Genomic DNA, 18,582 nt, shown 5'->3' with positions numbered 1-18,582 from the left:
GTGTGATAACGCGATGGATATGTCCGCAGACCATCCGCATGTGCTGCTCGTCGACGACGAGCGTTCGATCCGCGAGCCGCTCGCGCAGTATCTCACCAAGCAGGGATTCCGCGTCACCCAGGCGGGCGATGCGGAGGGCGCGCGGGCGCGGATGACGGCCTATGCCATCGACCTCGTTGTGCTCGACATCATGATGCCGGGCGAGGACGGGCTGTCGCTGTGCCGCCATATCCGCGCGACCAGCGAGACGCCGGTGATCCTGCTGACCGCCAAGAGTGAGGAAACCGACCGCATCGTCGGGCTGGAAATGGGCGCCGACGATTACGTCGTGAAGCCGTTTTCCCCGCGCGAACTCGCCGCCCGGATCAAGGTCGTGCTGCGCCGCATGGCCGCCGGCGGCACGCGCCAGCATGCCCCCGACAGCGGCAGCTTCGCCTTCTCGGGCTGGGTACTGAAGACCGGCGAGCGCACGCTGGTGGACCGCGAAGGCGTGTCGGTGCCGCTGTCGACCGGCGAATATAATCTCCTGCTGGCGCTCGTCACCCGCCCGCGCCAGGTGCTGACCCGCGACCAGCTGCTCGACCTGACGCAGGGCCGCGAAGCCGCTGCGTTCGACCGCGCGATCGACAACCAGGTCAGCCGCCTGCGGAAGAAGGTCGAGGCGGATGCCAAGGCGCCCGAGCTCATCAAGACGGTGTGGGGCGGCGGCTACACGCTGGCATCGGAAGTCACGCGCCTGTGAGGCTGCGGCCATGAAGATGTGGCGCGGCCCGACGAGCCTTGCCGGGCAGATCGCGCTGCTGGTCGCGATCGCGCTGTTCGTGGCGCAGGCGATCAACTTCGGCCTCGCGCTGCGCGACCGCGCCAACTTCCGCCTGGCCCAGGCGACCCGTCCCGTCGCGACCCGGATTGCCGATGCGCTGGAGCGCGAGGCGGGCGGTGGCCGTGCCATCCAGGCCGACCGCGGCTATGTCCGCCGCGTCACGCTGAACCCGGTCGCGCCCTATCTGACGCGCAAGCCCGAGGTAGCGGAAGCCCTGCGCGCGCAGCTCGCGGAGCTGAACATCCCCGCCGGACGCATCGACACCGGTCTGCGCCCCGTGTCCGACGAGGAGCCGCCCCGCCGCGCCAACGGGCGCCGCGGGGAGCGGCGCATCGCGACCGTCGTCATCGCCGTCGAACAGCCGGGCCGCGGCTGGCTGAGGGTGGTCGCGCCGTGGCCGGGCTGGGAGCAGCGCATCTTCTGGCGGCTCGTCGCGCAGACGCTGATCCTCTACGGCATCGTCCTGCTCGCGGTGCTGTGGATCGGGCGCCGCATCTCGCGCCCGTTGCGCGAACTCGCCACCGCCGCCCGCGCCTTCCGCCCCGGCGAAGCGGCGCAGCCCGTGCCCGAAAGCGGCCCGGACGACGTGCGCGCGGTCATTTCCGCCTACAACACGCTCGGCACCCGCGTGACCGCGATGCTGGACGAGAAGGACCGGATGCTGGGCGCGATCGGCCACGATCTGCGCACCCCGCTCGCCGCGCTGCGCGTTCGGATCGAATCGGTCGAGGACGATACCGACCGCACCCGCATGGCCGACATCATCGACGAGATGACGCACACACTGGAAGACATATTGTCACTCGCGCGCCTCGGCCGGTCGAGCGAGCCGCCGATCGAGGTCGATCTGGCCGCCTTGGTCGATGCGGTGATCGACGATTTCCGCGATCTCGGCCATGATATCGCCGCCGACGAACCCGCGCGCCTGCCGATGCGGCTGCGGCCCGCGCTGATCCGGCGGGCGGTCCGCAACCTGATCGAGAACGCGATCAAATATGCCGGCGCCGCCGAAGTCGTCGTCACCCCCCTGCCGAACGCCGCGCGGATCGAGGTGCTCGATCGCGGGCCGGGTATCCCGCAGGATCGCATCGCCTCGGTCTTCGACGCCTTCATCCGTGTCGAAACCTCCCGCAACCGCGATACCGGCGGCATCGGCCTGGGCCTCGCGCTCGCCCGCGCCATCGTCGAGGAAGCCGGTGGCACGATCCGCATCGCCAACCGCGACGGCAGCGGCCTTGCCGCGACGATCGAATTGCCGCGGCGGTGAGGCAACAAAGCGCCAGTGTGGCCGTTATCCGATCCGGTGAGGCTGGAGCACGATGATGACGTTCGAGGAACACGCGCCGGAAGGCCGGGCCGGCGAAGCCTTTGCGGAACAGGGCGTGGTGATGCTGGACGGCCCCAACGGCGTGGCCGTCTCGCTGACCCCCGACGCGGCGGAGGCGACCGCCCGCAACCTGCATGCAGCGGCGCAGGAAGCCCGCCGCCAGCGCAGCAACGACGGCTGATCCCCGCTCGATGACCAGGACGTCACGACCGATCAAGGTCGCAAGCTACAACATGCGCAAGGCGATCGGCACCGATCGCCGCCGCAACCCCGAACGCACGCTGGAGGTGCTGCGGGAAATCGATGCCGACGTCATCGCGCTACAGGAATGCGACCGCCGCTTCGGCCAGCGAGCCGGGGTCATCCCGCTCCACCTGCTCGACGAACATTCGCCGTGGAAGGCGGTGCCCTTCGGCGTGCGCGCGCAGAGCATGGGCTGGCACGGCAACGCCCTGCTGGTGCGCAAGGACGCCAGCGTCGGCGACCGCGACATGATCCACCTGCCGACGCTCGAACCCCGCGGCGCGGTGATGGCGGACGTCAGCGTGCGCGGCGTCACGCTGCGCGCGGTCGGCATGCACCTCGACCTGTCGGGCCTCTGGCGACGGCGGCAGGCGCACGCGATCCTGTCGCACGTCGCCGCCTGCCCGACGCCGCACCCATCGGTGCTGATGGGCGACCTCAACGAATGGTCGCGCCAGGCCGGGTGCCTGCGCGATTTCCAGCGCGATTACATCAGCGCCGATACCGGCCCGAGCTTCCATGCCCGCCGCCCGGTCGCACGGCTCGACCGCATTCTTGCCTCGCGCGATCTCAGGATCACCGACTGCGGCGTCCATTCCAGCCTTGCCGCGCGCACCGCATCCGACCATCTGCCGATCTGGGCGACACTCGAAATCGCCTGAGGGGGGAGACGGTCGCGGCCATGCGCGAGAAGGAATTGCGGCTGGCGCTGGTGTGCTACGGCGGGATCAGCCTGGCGGTGTACATGCACGGCATCACGTCGGAGATCTGGCGCCTCGCGCGTGCCAGCCGCGCGCATCACGACGATGCCGATCCCGACACGGGCAGCGTCGGGGTGTACCGTGCGCTGCTCGCCGAGATCGCCGAGACGACCGACACCAACGTCCGCGTCCTGATCGATATCGTCGCGGGCGCGAGCGCGGGCGGCATCAACGGCATCTTCCTGGCGCAGGCAATGGCCAGCGGCCAGTCGCTCGACCCGCTGACCGCGATGTGGCTCGACAACGCCGATATCGAGGCGCTGCTGGATGCAGAGGCCGCCCCCGACCGCTTCTCGAAGCTCTGGGCGACGCCGCTCGCGTGGATGGTGTCCGACCGCAACCAGATCGCCGGCACCGTCGAGCCGGAAACGCGCGAGGAAGTTGGGCGCAAGCTGCGCCAGTTCATCCGCGCCCGCTGGTTCGAGCCGCCGTTCGGCGGCAAGCGCCTGACCCACATGATCCTCGACGCGTTCGATGCGATGGCGAACGGGCCCAAGGGCAAGCGCCTGCTGCCCGACGGCCAGCCGCTCGACCTGTTCGTTACCGTCACCGATTTCCGCGGCCATCCGGAGCGATTGCGGCTGAATTCCCCGGCGGAAGTGGTCGAGACCGAGCATCGCCTGGTCTTCCCCTTCTCCGATCGCGGCCACGGCGCCGGCGGCATCGGCGAGCCGATCGAACTGGCGCTCGCCGCCCGGGCGACGTCGAGCTTTCCCGGCGCCTTCCCCCCGCTGAAGGTCGCCGAGATCGACGCGGTGGCGAAGGAGCGCAAGCTGCGCTGGCCGACCCGCGACGCCTTCCTCGAACGCATGCTCCCGCGGCACGCCGCGATCGGCGGTGCCGAGGATGCGGTGCTGATCGACGGCTCGGTTCTCGCCAACGCGCCCTTCCGCCCCGCCATCGACGCGCTGCGCGACCGCCCCGCCAGGCGCCAGATCGACCGCCGCTTCGTCTATGTCGATCCGGTTCCGGGCTATCAGTTCAACCTGGGCGTCGCCGCTGCCGAAGCGCCCGGATTCTTCCAGACCATCATCGGCGCGCTGAGCGAGTTGCCGCGCCAGCAGCCGATCCGCGACAATCTGGAGGCGATCGAGGCGCGGACCGAACGGATCGAGCGGTTGCAGTCGATCCTGGCCGGCCTGCGCGGCGAAGTGGAGGCGCAGGTGATGCGCCAGTTCGGCTATACGCTGTTCCTCGATTATCCGACGCCGGCGCGCATTTCGGCGTGGCGGCGCCGCGCGCAGGTCGCCGCGGCCAAGGAGGCGGGCTTCGCCTATTCGGCCTATGCCCGGCTGAAGCTGGCCGACGTCACCGACGTCACTGTGCGCCTGTTGCAGATGGCGGGCGGCGACCTGCGCGGCGACCGCGCGCGTCGGTTGCGCGACGCGGTGCGCGCGACGCTCACTGCCCGCGGCATCGTCGCCGGGCATGCCGCCGACGTCGCCCATACATCGCCGATGGTCATATTCCTGCGCGAACACGACCTCGGCTTCCGCATCCGCCGCCTGCGCATCCTGGCGCGGCGCCTGACCGAGATGGACGAGGGCGCCGACGACGCCGCGCTCGCACCGGTGCGCTCGGCGGTGTACGAATCGCTCGCCGCCTACCTCGACCTCCAGCGGAGCGACCGCCACCTCGCGCTGCGTGCCGAGGTGCGGCGCACGAAGGACGATGCCGGCCCGCTGCTCGACGCGCTCGCCGCGGCGATGGACCTGCCGCGCATCGATGCCGAGACCGATCGCCGCCTGTCGGACGGTCTCTCCGCCCTCCCCAAGGACCAGCGCCGCCCGCTGCTGCTCGCCTATCTCGGCTTCCCCTATTTCGACATCGCCACTTTGCCCCTGCTGCAAGGCGAGGGTCTCGACGAATTCGATCCGGTGAAGGTCGACCGCATCTCCCCCGACGATGCGACCGCGATCCGCGAAGGCGGCGCTGCGGCGACGCTGAAGGGCACGCAGTTCCACAATTTCGGCGCGTTCTTCAGCCGCGCCTACCGTGAGAACGACTATCTGTGGGGGCGACTGCACGGCACCGACCGGCTGATCGACATCGTGGCATCGACGATTCCCGCCGGCACCCGCCTGAAGCCTGGGCGAATCGCGCAGATCAAGCGCGCTGCCTTCCTCGCCATCCTCGATGCGGAGGAGCCGCGGCTGACCACGATCGCCACGCTGTTCCGGACGCTCAGGGCAGAGATCGGCGGACGGCGCGGCTAGAGGATTGGCAATCCGCGCGCGACGCGCATAAGCTGCACCTCATGCAGTTTCTGAAAACGTTGCTGATCGTCTTCACCGTCGCGCTCGGCGTGGCCTTTGCCTTCAACAACTGGGACGTCGTCCCCGTGCGGCTGTGGGGCGGGATGATCGTCGATATCAACCTGCCGCTGCTGATGCTGGTCTGCTTCCTCGCCGGCCTGGTCCCGACGTGGCTTTGGCATTATGCGGTGCGCTGGCGGCTGAAGCAGCGCCTGTCGTCGAGCGAGCGCGCGGTGCAGGACTTGCGCACCGTCGCCGTCGCGCCCGCCCCGATCGCGCCCGGCCTCATCACCCCCGGCGATGCCGAGCCGGTGCCGCCGCTTGCGCCCGCCCCCGCGCCGCCGCAGATCGACGATCCCCGTCCGTGAGCAGCCCGCTCTACGTCGCGCTGGACACCCCCGACCTTGCCCGCGCCAAGTCGATCGCCGCCCGCGTCCGCAACCATGTCGGCGGGATCAAGCTCGGCCTCGAATTCTTCATGGCCAACGGTCGCGCCGGGGTGCGCGAGATGGCCGACGTCGGCCTGCCGATCTTCCTCGACCTGAAGTTCCACGACATCCCGAACACCGTCGCCAAGGCGGTGCAGGCGCTGCGCGGGCTGGAGCCTGCGATCCTGACCGTCCACGCCGCGGGTGGCCGCGCGATGATGGAGGATGCCAAGGCGGCCGCGCCCGAGGGTACGAAGGTGGTCGCGGTGACGATGCTCACCAGCCTCGACGCCAGCGACCTCGCCTCGATCGGAGTCGGATCCGATCCGCACGATCAGGTGGTGCGGCTGGCCGAGCTGGCACGCGAATCGGGCATCGACGGCATCGTGTGTTCGGGAGAGGAAGTCGCCGCCGCGCGCAAGGTCTGGCGCGACGGCTTCTTCGTCGTGCCCGGCGTGCGTCCCGCCAACGGCTCCGCTGGCGACCAGAAACGTGTCGTCACCCCCCGCGCGGCGCTCGACGCCGGTGCCTCGATCCTGGTCGTCGGTCGCCCGATCACGCTGGCCGAAGATCCCGACATGGCCGCGCGCGCGATCGAGGCGACGCTGTAACTTCCGCGCGATGTCAGACCTGACGATCCGCCCAGCGGTCCGCGACGACCTCGCGCGACTGCACCCCGTGATCGAGCGGGCGTATCGCGGCGAAGCGGCGCGTGCAGGCTGGACGCATGAGGCCGATCTCGTTCCCGGCGCGCGTACCGATCTCGCCACGCTCGAAGCAATCGTCACCGATCCGCACGCGCGCTTGCTGGTCGCGTTCGATGGCACCGACCCGGTCGGCAGCGTCCATGTCGAGAGCCGCGGCGATGGCCTCGCCTATCGCGGCCTGCTGTCGGTCGATCCGCAGCGGCAGGCGGACGGCATCGGCAGCCGCCTGATCGCCGCCGCCGAAGCCTGCGCGCGCGACACCTTCGGCGCGAACGCCATCGAAATGACCGTCATCGACGTCCGCACCGCGCTGATCGCCTATTACGAGCGCCGCGGCTACGCGCTGACCGGTGAGCGTCGCGCTTTCCCGGTCGCGGTCGAGCCGCCGCTGCATCTGACGGTACTGGTAAAGCCCCTCCCCTGACGCCTATGGCGGTGCCATGCCCGTCAGCGCAAAAATATGCGGCCTATCGACCGAAGACACGCTCGGCGCCGCCATCGCCGGTGGCGCGAGCCACGTCGGCTTCGTATTCTTCGCCCCCTCCCCGCGCGACGTCGACCCGGCCCGCGCCGCCGCGCTGGTCGCGATGGTCCCCGACCATGTCCGTGCGGTCGGCGTGTTCGTCGATCCCGACGACGCGGCGGTCGAGCGCGCGGTAAGCGTCGCCGGGATCGATACGCTCCAGCTGCACAAGACCGCTCCCTCCCGCGTCGCTGCTTTACGCGCACGGTTCGGTATCGAAACCTGGGCGGCGGTGGCGGTGAAGACCCGCGCCGACCTCGACGCCGCGCGCAGCTACGCCGGCGCCGCCGACCGCATCCTATACGACGCCAAGACACCGGACGGCGCCGCGCTGCCCGGCGGCATGGGGGTGCGCTTCGACTGGAGCCTGCTCGATGGCTTCCGCCATCCGCTGCCGTGGGCACTCTCGGGCGGGCTCGATGCCGGCAATGTGGCGGAAGCCGTCCGCCGCACCGGTGCGACGCTGGTCGACGTCTCCTCGGGCGTCGAAAGCGCGCCGGGGGTCAAGGATGTGGACAAGATCGCCGCCTTCCTCCAATCGGTCGCGCAGCTATGACCACCCCAAATTCCTTCCGCGCGCAGCCTGATGATCGCGGCCATTTCGGCGAATACGGCGGGCGCTACGTCGCCGAGACGCTGATGCCGCTCGTGCTCGACCTCGATCGCGAATATCGCGCGGCGAAGGCGGACCCGGCATTCCGGGCGCAGTTCGACGACCTGCTCGAACATTATGTCGGTCGCCCGAGCCCGCTCTATTATGCCGAGCGGTTGACCGAGATGCTTCGCGAGAGCGCCCCCGAAGGCATGGGCGCAGAGGTCTGGTTCAAGCGCGACGAGTTGAACCACACCGGCGCGCACAAGATCAACAACTGCATCGGCCAGATCCTGCTCGCGATCCGCATGGGCAAGACGCGGATTATTGCCGAGACCGGCGCCGGCCAGCACGGCGTCGCGACCGCCACCGTCTGCGCGCGGTTCGGGCTGCCCTGCGTCATCTACATGGGCGCCAAGGACGTCGAGCGTCAGGCACCGAATGTCTTCCGCATGAAGCTGCTCGGCGCCGAAGTCCGCCCTGTGACCAGCGGCGCGCACACGCTGAAGGACGCGATGAACGAGGGGATGCGCGACTGGGTCGCGAACGTCCACGACACGTTCTACATCATCGGCACCGCCGCCGGCCCGCATCCCTACCCCGAGCTGGTCCGCGATTTCCAGAGCGTGATCGGGCGCGAGGCGCGCGCGCAGATGCTGGAGCGCACCGGCAAGCTTCCCGACCTGCTCGTCGCCGCGATCGGCGGGGGCAGCAACGCGATCGGCCTGTTCCACCCCTTCCTCGACGATGCCGACGTACAGATGCTCGGCGTCGAGGCGGCGGGCGAGGGTCTCGACAAGAAGCATGCGGCGAGCCTTGCCGGTGGCTTCCCCGGCGTTCTCCACGGCAACAAGACCTATCTGCTCCAGGACGACGACGGCCAGATCACTGAGGCACACTCGATCTCCGCCGGCCTCGACTATCCCGGCATCGGCCCGGAGCACGCGTGGCTGAAGGATATCGGCCGGGTCGAATATACCGCGATCACCGACACCGAGGCGCTCGACGCCTTCCAGCTGCTGTGCCGGACGGAAGGTATCATCCCCGCCCTCGAACCCAGCCACGCCATCGCCGCGGTCGCGAATCGCGCGCGGGAGATGCGGCGCGACCAGGTGATTCTGGCGAACCTGTGCGGGCGCGGCGACAAGGACATCTTCACCGTGGCCGACGCGCTGGGAGTGGCGATGTGATCTTAATCGCGCTGAAGTGGATGTGTTGGCTCGTCTTAGCTTGCGGCCTCTTCTTCATTTTTTGGAGCGTTTTACGCGAGTTCTCAGCACTGACTGGGACTGAGATTCTTGGACAATCGCTCGCATGGATAATTGCGCTTTGGACGGCAATTCCTATTGCAACTCTCATGCAGCGGAAGGTTGCTTGGCTCAGGCCGCGCGGCGTGCGCACCTTATGACCCGCCTCTCCACCGCTTTCGCCAAGGGCCGTCCCGCGCTCGTCACCTTCGTCACCGCGGGCGATCCGACTGTGGCCACCACGCCCGCCATCCTCGACGCGCTGGTCGCCGGGGGTGCCGATGTCATCGAACTCGGCATGCCGTTCACAGACCCGATGGCCGACGGCCCCGCGATCCAGGCGGCGAACCTGCGTAGTCTCGGCGGCGGCACCACCACCGCCGACATCCTGTCGATCGCCAAGGACTTTCGTGCCCGTCATCCGGACGTGCCGCTCGTCCTGATGGGCTACGCCAATCCGATGCTGCGCCGCGGGGCGGACTGGTTTGCCGATGCCTGTGCCGACGCCGGTGTCGACGGCGTGATCTGCGTCGACATCCCGCCCGAGGAGGACGATGCGTTCGGCCCTGCGCTCCGGGCCAAGGGCGTCGCCCCGATCCGCCTCGCCACCCCGACCACCGACGCCGCGCGCCTGCCGACGGTGCTCGATGGCGCCAGCGGGTTCCTCTACTACGTGTCGGTCGCCGGGATCACCGGTCTGCAACAGGCCGCGCAGTCCTCGATCGCCGAGGCCGTCGCCCGGCTGAAGGCCGCGACCGACCTGCCCGTCGCGGTCGGCTTCGGCATCCGTACCCCCGAACAGGCCGCTGCGGTCGCCGCGGTCGCGGACGGCGTCGTCGTCGGTTCCGCGATCGTCGACCTCGTCGCCATCCACGGCGCCGATGCCGCCGAGCCGGTGCGCGCCTATATCTCCACCCTCGCCGACGCCTGTCGGCACCCGAAGAACAAGGAAGCAGCAGCATGAGCTGGCTCGACCGCGTCCGCAACGCGATCCCCTTCGTCGCCAAGCGCGAGACGCCCGACAACCTGTGGCACAAGTGCAAGGGCTGCGGGCAGATGGTGTTCGTGAAGGAGCTGGAGGACAACCAGCACGTCTGCCCGAAATGCGATCACCACGACCGCATCGGGCCATCGCTGCGCTTCGACTATCATTTCGACGAGGATAGCTGGACCGTCCTCGACAGCCCGCGTGTCGCCGAGGATCCGTTGAAGTTCCGCGATTCCAAGCGCTACATCGACCGGCTCAAAGCCGCCCGCGTCGCCACCGGCGAACAGGACGCTTTCGTCAACGCGGTCGGCACCATCGACGGCAACCGCGCCGTCATCGGCGTGCAGGACTTCGCCTTCATGGGCGGATCAATGGGCCAGGCGGTCGGCGAGGCATTCGTCGCCGGCTGCGAAGCCGCGATCGCAGAGCGTGCGCCCTACATCGTCTTCACCGCCAGCGGCGGCGCGCGGATGCAGGAGGGCATCCTCAGCCTGATGCAGATGCCGCGCAGCACCGTCGCGATCGAGATGCTGCACGACGCCGGCCTGCCCTACATCGTGGTACTGACCGACCCGACGTCGGGCGGGGTCATGGCCGCTTATGCGATGCTCGGCGACGTGCAGATCGCCGAGCCCAATGCGACGCTCGCCTTCACCGGGCGCCGCGTGATCGAGAACACGATCCGCGAAAAGCTGCCCGACGATTTCCAGACGAGCGAATATTACCGCGACCACGGCCTGATCGACATGGTCACCCACCGCCGCGACCTGAAGGAAACGCTGGGTCGGCTGGTCGCGTATCTGACGCCGGTCAAGCAGGCGGCGTAGCAAGAAGAAGCCCTCTCCCCTTGGGGAGAGGGTTGGGAGAGGGGGGAGCCTCGCAGAGACCGACGCTCGCGGCACGACCCCTCGCCGAACCTCTCCCCCGGAGGGGGGAGGGAGTAAAGACAGATGGACCACGCCACCTCCACCTCCCCCGCCGTCCAGGCACAGCTCGATCGCCTGACGATGCTGTCGCCCGGTGCCGATATCCTCGGCCTGGCCCGCATCGCGCAGCTGCTGGCGCGGCTCGGCGATCCGCATCTGCGCCTTCCGCCGGTGTTCCACGTCGCCGGAACCAACGGCAAGGGATCAACCTGCGCGTTCCTGCGCAGCGCGCTGGAGGCGGAGGGCTACCGGGTCCACGCCTACACCTCGCCGCACCTCGTCCGCTTCAATGAGCGCATCCGGGTGGCCGGACAGCTGATCGAGGACGAACCGCTGGCCACCGTCATGGCCCGCGTGCTCGACGTGGCCGAGGGGATCGGCGCGAGTTTCTTCGAAGTCTCGACCGCTGCTGCGTTCCTGATGTTCTCCGAAGTTGCCGCCGACGCCTGCGTGATAGAGGTGGGCTTGGGCGGGCGGCTCGATGCGACCAACGTCGTCGTCGATCCCGCGGTCTGCGGCATCGCCCAGCTCGGCATCGATCATCAGAGCTTCCTCGGCGACACCGCCGTCGCCATCGCTCGCGAAAAGGCCGGCATCGCCAAGCCCGGCCGCCCGCTCGTGACCCTCGCCTACACCGACGACGTCGCCCGCGCGGTGGCCGAGGTCGCCGACACCGCGGGCGCCGCCTTGCATATCGAGGGTCGCGACTGGACCGCGCTGGTCAGCGATACGCTCGCCTACGCCGACGCGCGCGGATCGTTGGACACGCCGCTCCCTGCGCTGTCGGGCGGGCACCAGGCGCGCAACCTCGCGCTCGCCACCGCGATGCTGCGCCATCAGGACCGAGTGCCCGTTTCGTCCGCGGCGCTCGCGACCGCGGCGACGACGACCCGTTGGCCGGCGCGGATGCAGCGGCTGGGCGACGGCCCGTTGGTCGCGACGCTCGCGCCGGGCTCGCGAGTCTGGCTCGACGGCGGGCACAATCCCGCTGCCGCGGATGCGGTCGCCGATGCGCTGCGGCAGGTGCTTGGCGGCGCGCGCGCGCATCTGGTCGTCGGCATGCTCGCGAACAAGGATGCGGCGGGATTCCTCGCGCCCTTCGCCTCGCTCGCGGCATCGCTGACGGCGGTCCCGATCCCGGGCCATGACCACCACGCCCCCGACCATCTCGCCGAGATCGCCCGCGGCCTTGGCGTGCCGGCCACGACGGCTGCGGACGTTTCCGCCGCGCTGAGGCCGCTGGCGGATGCGCCGGTCGATATCGCCATTCTCGGCTCGCTGTATCTCGCGGGCGAAGTGCTCCGCGACAACGACGAACTGCCCGACTGACTCTTTATTGCGATTGACTATCAATAGCGATGTGGCACACTCTGCGGACCAGCCAGTGGAGTCCCCGGATGCCCGACAGCGCCCCTCTCGCCGATACACTTGCCGCCGTCCTGCCCCGGTTGCAGCCCGACGACGCTGCTGTTCGCCTGCCGCCAGATGGGCGCCCACGGCCTTGAGGACGCTAGCGCCGCCCACGCCTTCCTCATCGCATTAGGCAAGGATTTCCGCCGCCCGCTGGTCCTGCTGCGCACGCTCATGATGGAATTGTCCGCCGCCGCGACCCGCCCGATCCGGATCGCGCCGTGGTGCTGCTGTCGCATGACCGGCAGTGAAGCGGCGTTGATCGACGTGCTGGGCAGGAGCCTGTCGAACGAGCACGCCGCCCACCTGTTGCTAGCCGACATGCTTGGCGTCCGCCACGCCGGCGGCCCGCTCGCGACCGCGACGGCCCTCGCCATCGCCATCGCCGACCAGGGCATGCCGATCGGCGGCTAATCGTTCGCCCGCAACTCCGCGAGTTTGCGCGTCGCCCAGGCGTACATGTCGGCCTCTGCCGCGCGCTGCTGCCGGTCGAGCCGCTTCATCCGCGCCTCGACCTCCTCCAGCACGCGGCGCGCGCGGCCTTCATATCCCTGCTCCAGCAAAAGGCCCGCATAGCGGCAGCGCGCTTCCTCCCCGGGCAAGCGCGTGACCACATCGGCATAGATCTCCAGCGCCTCGTCCTCGCGGCCAAGATGATCGAAGATGCGTGCCCGCAGCATTGCGCGGCGATCGGTCTCGTTCTGCCCGGTCACCGGGGCAAGGTCGTCGAGCATCGCCAGCGCCGCTGCCGCATCGCCCGTCTCGAACAGCGAGCGGGCGAGCTTCGCCCGGGTCGCCGCGTCGCCGATCGTCGTCCGCGACAACGCCTCGCGATAGGCGGCCACCGCCTCGTCATGCCGCCCTAAATCGGCCAGCGCGTCGGCGACCCGCACCCGGTTGGCCACGGTATCGGACAGGTCGAGCGCATCGCGCGCCGCGCGCAACTCGCGCTCCGGATCGATCTTCGCAAGCGCCGCCGCCTTCACCGTGCGGACGTGACGGTTGCCCTGCATGCCCGGCAGCACTTCGACCACGAAATACGCGATCGCGCTGGCGACGGGCAGGAAGAACAGCGCCATGATCCACAGCTGGTTGCGGCGATTGCGGATGACATGGACGATGCAGGCGATCTGCATCGCGATCACCGCGGCATAGGCGATCAAGCGGCGCTCTCCGTCCGCGCGTCCCCCTCGCCCTCGACGCCCGCCGACCCGATCGATCGGTCGATCAGCCCGGATCGCAGCATCAGCCAGTATATCACGATCCCCGGCACGGCGAGGGCAGTGGTGATGAGGTAGAAGTCGACATAGCCAACCGCCTCGATCACCGCGCCCGCGGTTGTGCCGGTCAGGAACCGCCCGGCGATGGCGGCAGCGGCGGAGAGCAGGGCGAACTGCGTCGCGGTGAAGCGCAGGTTGCACAGTGCCGACAGGTACGCGACGATCGACACCCCGCCGACGCCGCTTGCGAAATTCTCGAACCCGATGGTCCACGCCAGCATCGGCATCGAATGGCCGACCGCTGCAAGTCCCGCGAAACTCAGGTTAGACACTGCCATCAGCACCAGCCCGACCATGACCGCGCGCTTCATGCCCATCTTGGCGTAGATCACCCCGCCGACGAAGATCCCGACCAGCAGCGCGATGAAGCCGACCCACACGTCGCCGGCCAGGATTTCGGGCTTGGTGAAGCCCAGCTGCACCAGCAGGTCGCGGATCATCAGATTGGCAAGCGTGTCGCCGATCTTGTGAACCAGCACGAACAGCAGCACGATGACCGCGCCTTCACGCTTGAAGAAATCGGCAAGCGGGGTCCAGAATGCCGCCGCCAACGCACCCACGCCGCGGATCGGTGCCGGCTCGTTGTGGCGCGCGGGCTCGCCCATGAACATCGACGCGATCGGCGCGGCGAACACCAGCGGGATGCAGGCGTAATAGCCCCAGCTCCAGCCCGACACATTGGCGACGCCGAGCGCGATCGAGGCGGCGAAGAACGCCCCCAGCCGCCAGCCATATTGCGACATGCCCGATCCGACACCCAGCTGGCGCGGCTCCAGCGTCTCGATCCGGTAGGCGTCGATGACGATGTCGAACGTCGCGCCGGCAAAGCCGAGCAAAAGCGCGCCGACAACCACGGGTTGCAGGCTCTGCGCCGGGTCCGCGGCGCCCATCACCACGATCGCTCCGGACGCCAGCAGCGCCGCGACCCACAGCCACGACCGCCGCTGGCCGATCGCCGACGACAGCAGCGGCACGCGCAACCGATCGATCAGCGGCGCCCAGATCCATTTGAAGCTGTAGATCAACAGTGCGAGCGCGAACGCCGACACCGATTTCTTCTCGATCCCCGCCTCGGCCAGCCGGTTGGTCAGCGTTGCGGCGAGCAGGGTGAACGGCGTGCCCGACGAAATTCCCAGGAACAGCGCGGTCAGCGGTGCCGGCTCCAGATACGGCTTCACCCCGTCCCACCAGCTCGCCGCGCCCGAATCCGTCACGCTCGTCATACTTGCTCCCCGCTCCCAGGCGCGCGAGACTAGCGGAAAAGCACGGGAGAGGAAGCATGAACGCACCGACGCAGGGCCAGCTCGCCCTCGCTGCGCGGCTGGCGGCAGGCGGCGAGGGCGAGCGCCACGCGATCGCGCATGTCGATGCGTCGGCCTACACCTCGCCCGAGCGCCATGCCGCCGAACGCGCGCGCATCTTCGACCGCGTGCCGCTGGTCATCGCGCCATCGGCATTGCTGCCGGACCGCAACATGGCGGTGCCGCATAACGGCTTCGGCAAGCCGCTGCTCGTCACGCGCGACAGCGATGGGAAAGCACACGTGTTCCTCAACGTCTGCCGCCACCGCGGCACCCGGCTGGTCGAGGGGCAGGACTGCGTGAAGGCCCCGCGGCTCGTCTGCCCGTATCATGCCTGGAGCTATGCCACCGACGGTCGCCTGGTCGGCGTGCCCCGTGCGGAGGTGTTCCCCGGACTCGACAAGGCCGACTATGGCTTGCGCGAGCTACCGTCGCGAGAAGTGGGCGGACTCATCTGGTTCGCCTTCGACGAGGCCGCCGATTTCTCCGAAGCGCAGGCGTTGGCCGGCGATTTCGCCGCGTTCGACCTCGCCGAGCACTACCTGTTCCGTCGCCGCACCCATGACGTCGCCGCAAACTGGAAGCTCGTCATGGACGCCTTCCTCGAAAGCTATCACGTCGCGCGCCTGCATGCGGGCACGATCGGCCCGTTCTTCAAGGACGGCGTGTCGACCGCCGACAGCATCGGCGTGCATCAGCGTTCTGCGGTCGGGCGCGCGGCGGACGACGCCGCGCTCGCCTCGACCGACTGGTCGGTGCTGCGCCGCGCGATCACCTTCACCTATCAGATGTTCCCCGGCACGGTCCTGATCGCCAGCCCGGACTACATCAACCTGATGGTCCTGATGCCGCAGTCCGAGGGCCGCGTGCTGGTCGACGATTTCATGCTGATCCCGCAGGCGCCCGCGACCGACAAGGCGCGCGACCATTGGGAGCGCAGCTGGGACCTGCTCGACGGCGGCGTGTTCGCCAGCGAGGATTTCCGCGCCGCCGCGCTCGGGCAACAGGGGCTGGCGTCCGGCGCGATCAACCGGGTGACGCTCGGCGGACTGGAGGCCGGCATCCGCACTTTCCACGACACGGTGGAAACGATGCTCTCCCCTGCGCCGCCTGCGATCAGGCCGGTTGCAGGAACAAGGTGAAGCTCGGCGGCAGGCGCTTGGGCACCTTGCCGTCCATCACTTTCTCCAGCGCCGCAATCGCCGCGAGCAGGTCGCGCTGCGGATAGGGCTTGCCAAGGCAGCCCGCCGCCAGCGACTGCGCTTCACCGGGGCATTGGCCGGTCACGAACACGACCTTGATCCCGCGGAGATGCGCGGCGCGCGCTACCTCGACCCCGCTGCCGTCCGACAGGTTGACGTCGACCAGCACCAAGTGGATGTCTTCGGCGCTTTCGATCGTCACCAGCGCGTCGGCGACGGTGTCGAACGTGCCGACGATCTCGAAGCCTTCGCTGCCCAGGAAGTGTTCGGTATCGAACGCGACCAGCGGCTCGTCCTCGACGACGAGGACGCGGCTGATGCGGCGCTCCTTCTTACCGAACAACATGATGCCCTCCCGGTCCCGGACGCGGGACGCCAGTGTAACGCGCCAAGTCGTTTCGGGACGCAAAGTTTTTTTGTCACGTGGGTGCGCGTCGTCTAAGGCGCCATCCGTGCACCGAACCGGATCAAAAGAGCCCGCGCGCCCGCCCGAGCAGCAGCGTATCGCCAAATTGCTGGCGCGCGCCGGCGTAGCGTCGCGGCGCGAGATCGAACGGATGATCGCCGAGGGGCGGGTCGCGCTGAACGGCGTGACGCTCGACACGCCGGCGACGATCCTGACGTCGCTGACGGGCGTCACCGTCGATGGCGTCGCGGTGCGCGCGGCGGAGGCGGCGCGGCTGTTCCTGTTCCACAAGCCCTCGGGCCTTCTCACCGCGGCCAACGACCCCGCCGGGCGCCCGACCATCTATGATCGCCTGCCCCCCGACCTGCCGCGGCTGATGCCGGTCGGGCGCCTCGATCTCGCGACCGAGGGGCTGTTGCTGATGACCACCGACGGCGAACTGAAGCGCCAGCTCGAACTGCCCGCGACCGGCGTCGAGCGCGCCTACCGCGCCCGTGCCTATGGCGCGGTCACCCAGGCCCAGCTCGAGGATCTGATGGACGGTGTCGAGGTGGAGGGCGTGCGCTACGGCCCGATCGACGCCAACCTCGAACGCCGCACCGGCGCCAACGTCTGGATCGAGATGGTGTTGACGGAGGGCAAGAACCGCGAAGTCCGCCGCGTGCTGGAACACCTTGGTCTTCGCGTCAGCCGGCTCATCCGCACCCGCTACGGCCCATTCATCCTTGGCGACATGCCGGTCGGTGCGATCGGAGAAGTCCGCAGCCACGATCTCGACGCCTTCCGCGCGAGACTGAAGGGCAACAAGGCCAAGGCGACCGACGATGCCCGCGCCAACCCGATCGCGGTCAGCGTAGGCGCGAAGCCGCGCCGCTCCGCTGTGCCCGCGCCGAACCCCGACGTGCCCGCCGCGCCGCGCCGCCCGGCGACCGAGCCCGAGGGTACGCGCCGTCTCCGCCCGCCCGTGCCGCGCAAGCGCGAGGTGCGCGAGGAACTCGATACCCGCCCGCAGCGCCCGAGCCGCGCCCGGCCCGACGGCACTGCCTGGACCGAGCGTCCGCCCGCCCCCCGCGACCGCGCCGCGCCGCCGGCCGATGCCGGGGGGCGTTCTGGCCGCACCGACCGCGCCCAGCGCTCCGAACGCCCGGCACGTCCCTCCCGCGACAGCCAGGCCGCCTATGCGGCTCGCCCATCGACAGCGCCACGCGGCGAACGCCCGGTCGCCGCCCGCCCGCCCCGCTCGGCGCACGCCCCGCGACCGGACGCCGACGCGCGCGAGGACATCACTACCCGTCCCCGCCGCGCGCGCGCCGGCCCGGTGACGGCCCGCTCCGACACCGACACCACACCCACCCCGCGGCCCAAGCGCGGCGCCGGCTGGGCGAAGGCCAGGCCGAAGCCCGGCGCGAAGCCCGGCAAGCCGAGGCGCCCGCGCTCGTGAAGCGTCAGGGTATGCGCATCATCGCCGGTCAGTGGCGCGGTCGCGCCATCGTCGCGCCGCCGGGCGACGCCACCCGCCCGACCGCCGACCGCACGCGCGAGGCGCTGTTCTCGATGCTGGTCAGCCGCCTCGGCAGCTTCGACGGGCTGGCGGTCGCCGATCTGTTCGCGGGCTCGGGCGCGCTGGGGCTGGAGGCGCTGTCGCGCGGCGCCGCGACCTGCCTGTTCGTCGAACAGGATCGCCCCGCGATCGACGCGCTCAAGGCCAATATCGCGACGCTCGGCGCCAAGGGGGCGGATGTGCGCGCGACGTCGGTGTTGGCGCTCGGCCCGGCGCAAAAGCCGCTCGACCTGGTGATGCTCGACCCGCCCTATGCCAGCGGCGCCGGCAACGTCGCCCTCGACAAGCTCGCCCGCCTCGGCTGGATCGGCCCGGCGACCTGGGTCAGCGTAGAAACGATGAAGGGCGAGGCGGTCGAGGTGGCGGGCTTCGCGGTCGATGCGGAACGCGTGTACGGGAAAGCGATGCTGACGTTGTTGAGGCTAGCGTAACAGCCCCTCTCCCATCGGGAGTTTGGGGTCGGCCATGCCCCCGGCATGGCCTGAACATCACGGGGTGATGTTCACCCCAAACTGGTTGCGCAGACTTGGCAGCTTGCTGCCTAGTCGTAGCTGGGTGAGGGGATCACCCTATCGAGAGCGCGTCCCCTCATCCAACTTCCG

The 18,582-nt window shown here is 69.5% G+C and carries 20 protein-coding genes; 17 read left to right on the top strand and 3 right to left on the bottom strand.

The features are described from left to right. Positions 1-13 precede the first annotated feature (13 nt). The 14 genes from M9980_RS04705 to M9980_RS04640 all read left to right on the top strand — a co-directional run bounded on the left by M9980_RS04705 (position 14) and on the right by M9980_RS04640 (position 12,644). Positions 14-742 carry a response regulator gene (locus tag M9980_RS04705; protein WP_250753934.1) on the top strand — a complete coding sequence of 243 codons (729 nt, stop codon included), beginning with the start codon at positions 14-16 and terminating at the stop codon, positions 740-742. A 10-nt stretch (positions 743-752) separates the two neighbouring features. Beyond that, positions 753-2,090 carry a sensor histidine kinase gene (locus tag M9980_RS04700; protein ID WP_250753931.1) on the top strand — a complete coding sequence of 446 codons (1,338 nt, stop codon included), beginning with the start codon at positions 753-755 and terminating at the stop codon, positions 2,088-2,090. A 52-nt stretch (positions 2,091-2,142) separates the two neighbouring features. Beyond that, positions 2,143-2,331 carry a hypothetical protein gene (locus tag M9980_RS04695; RefSeq protein WP_250753928.1) on the top strand — a complete coding sequence of 63 codons (189 nt, stop codon included), beginning with the start codon at positions 2,143-2,145 and terminating at the stop codon, positions 2,329-2,331. A gap of 10 nt (positions 2,332-2,341) precedes the next feature. Continuing rightward, on the top strand, positions 2,342-3,055 hold the full coding sequence (locus M9980_RS04690; RefSeq protein WP_250753925.1) for an endonuclease/exonuclease/phosphatase family protein: 714 nt from the start codon (positions 2,342-2,344) through the stop codon (positions 3,053-3,055). Between the two features lie 20 nt (positions 3,056-3,075). Further along, positions 3,076-5,370 (top strand): patatin-like protein, encoded by a 2,295-nt coding sequence (locus tag M9980_RS04685; protein WP_250753922.1) that lies wholly within the window; start codon positions 3,076-3,078, stop codon positions 5,368-5,370. A gap of 41 nt (positions 5,371-5,411) precedes the next feature. Beyond that, complete coding sequence (locus tag M9980_RS04680) at positions 5,412-5,777, top strand: LapA family protein (RefSeq protein ID WP_250753917.1); 366 nt, start codon at positions 5,412-5,414, stop codon at positions 5,775-5,777. After that, a complete protein-coding gene (pyrF, locus tag M9980_RS04675; protein ID WP_250753915.1) occupies positions 5,774-6,448 on the top strand; it encodes an orotidine-5'-phosphate decarboxylase in 675 nt (224 codons plus the stop codon). Before M9980_RS04680 ends, pyrF begins: the two co-directional genes overlap by 4 nt. 10 nt (positions 6,449-6,458) lie before the next feature. After that, positions 6,459-6,968, top strand: a complete 510-nt coding sequence (locus M9980_RS04670; protein WP_250753912.1) for a GNAT family N-acetyltransferase — start codon at positions 6,459-6,461, stop codon at positions 6,966-6,968. Between the two features lie 16 nt (positions 6,969-6,984). After that, the gene (locus M9980_RS04665) at positions 6,985-7,623 is read left to right on the top strand and encodes a phosphoribosylanthranilate isomerase (RefSeq protein ID WP_250753909.1); all 639 of its coding nucleotides are present in this window, start codon (positions 6,985-6,987) and stop codon (positions 7,621-7,623) included. Then, positions 7,620-8,849: a tryptophan synthase subunit beta gene (gene trpB, locus M9980_RS04660; protein WP_250753906.1), complete on the top strand. Its 1,230-nt coding sequence runs from the start codon at positions 7,620-7,622 to the stop codon at positions 8,847-8,849. Before M9980_RS04665 ends, trpB begins: the two co-directional genes overlap by 4 nt. A 214-nt stretch (positions 8,850-9,063) precedes the next feature. Then, positions 9,064-9,870: a tryptophan synthase subunit alpha gene (trpA, locus tag M9980_RS04655; RefSeq protein ID WP_250753903.1), complete on the top strand. Its 807-nt coding sequence runs from the start codon at positions 9,064-9,066 to the stop codon at positions 9,868-9,870. Continuing rightward, positions 9,867-10,721 carry an acetyl-CoA carboxylase, carboxyltransferase subunit beta gene (accD, locus tag M9980_RS04650; protein WP_250753900.1) on the top strand — a complete coding sequence of 285 codons (855 nt, stop codon included), beginning with the start codon at positions 9,867-9,869 and terminating at the stop codon, positions 10,719-10,721. Before trpA ends, accD begins: the two co-directional genes overlap by 4 nt. Positions 10,722-10,844: 123 nt before the next feature. Beyond that, on the top strand, positions 10,845-12,149 hold the full coding sequence (locus M9980_RS04645; RefSeq protein ID WP_250753898.1) for a bifunctional folylpolyglutamate synthase/dihydrofolate synthase: 1,305 nt from the start codon (positions 10,845-10,847) through the stop codon (positions 12,147-12,149). 99 nt (positions 12,150-12,248) lie between these two features. After that, positions 12,249-12,644, top strand: a complete 396-nt coding sequence (locus M9980_RS04640; protein ID WP_250753896.1) for a DUF6628 family protein — start codon at positions 12,249-12,251, stop codon at positions 12,642-12,644. Here M9980_RS04640 and M9980_RS04635 read toward each other — a convergent pair. Both M9980_RS04635 and M9980_RS04630 read right to left on the bottom strand, forming a co-directional pair. Beyond that, entirely contained in the window at positions 12,641-13,393 is a 753-nt protein-coding gene (locus M9980_RS04635) for a tetratricopeptide repeat protein (protein WP_250753893.1), read from the bottom strand. The two genes, M9980_RS04640 and M9980_RS04635, sit on opposite strands and share 4 nt — an antisense overlap. Continuing rightward, on the bottom strand, positions 13,390-14,733 hold the full coding sequence (locus M9980_RS04630; RefSeq protein ID WP_250753890.1) for an AmpG family muropeptide MFS transporter: 1,344 nt from the start codon (positions 14,731-14,733) through the stop codon (positions 13,390-13,392). The genes M9980_RS04635 and M9980_RS04630 overlap by 4 nt, the downstream gene beginning before the upstream one ends. 56 nt (positions 14,734-14,789) lie before the next feature. Here M9980_RS04630 and M9980_RS04625 point away from each other — a divergent pair, with 56 nt between their 5' ends. Then, positions 14,790-15,953 carry an aromatic ring-hydroxylating oxygenase subunit alpha gene (locus tag M9980_RS04625; protein ID WP_250753887.1) on the top strand — a complete coding sequence of 388 codons (1,164 nt, stop codon included), beginning with the start codon at positions 14,790-14,792 and terminating at the stop codon, positions 15,951-15,953. Here M9980_RS04625 and M9980_RS04620 read toward each other — a convergent pair. Next, a complete protein-coding gene (locus tag M9980_RS04620; protein ID WP_250753884.1) occupies positions 15,928-16,359 on the bottom strand; it encodes a response regulator in 432 nt (143 codons plus the stop codon). The genes M9980_RS04625 and M9980_RS04620 overlap by 26 nt on opposite strands. A 106-nt stretch (positions 16,360-16,465) precedes the next feature. Here M9980_RS04620 and M9980_RS04615 point away from each other — a divergent pair, with 106 nt between their 5' ends. After that, positions 16,466-17,860 carry a pseudouridine synthase gene (locus tag M9980_RS04615; RefSeq protein ID WP_340689114.1) on the top strand — a complete coding sequence of 465 codons (1,395 nt, stop codon included), beginning with the start codon at positions 16,466-16,468 and terminating at the stop codon, positions 17,858-17,860. Positions 17,861-17,871: 11 nt separating this feature from the next. Further along, positions 17,872-18,411 (top strand): 16S rRNA (guanine(966)-N(2))-methyltransferase RsmD, encoded by a 540-nt coding sequence (gene rsmD / locus M9980_RS04610; RefSeq protein WP_250755062.1) that lies wholly within the window; start codon positions 17,872-17,874, stop codon positions 18,409-18,411. Positions 18,412-18,582 lie beyond the last annotated feature (171 nt).

Source organism: Sphingomonas donggukensis, from assembly GCF_023674425.1.
Taxonomy (GTDB): domain Bacteria; phylum Pseudomonadota; class Alphaproteobacteria; order Sphingomonadales; family Sphingomonadaceae; genus Sphingomonas; species Sphingomonas donggukensis.
Note: the sequence above shows the minus strand (reverse complement) of the source record. Positions and strands in the feature narration are given on the sequence as shown.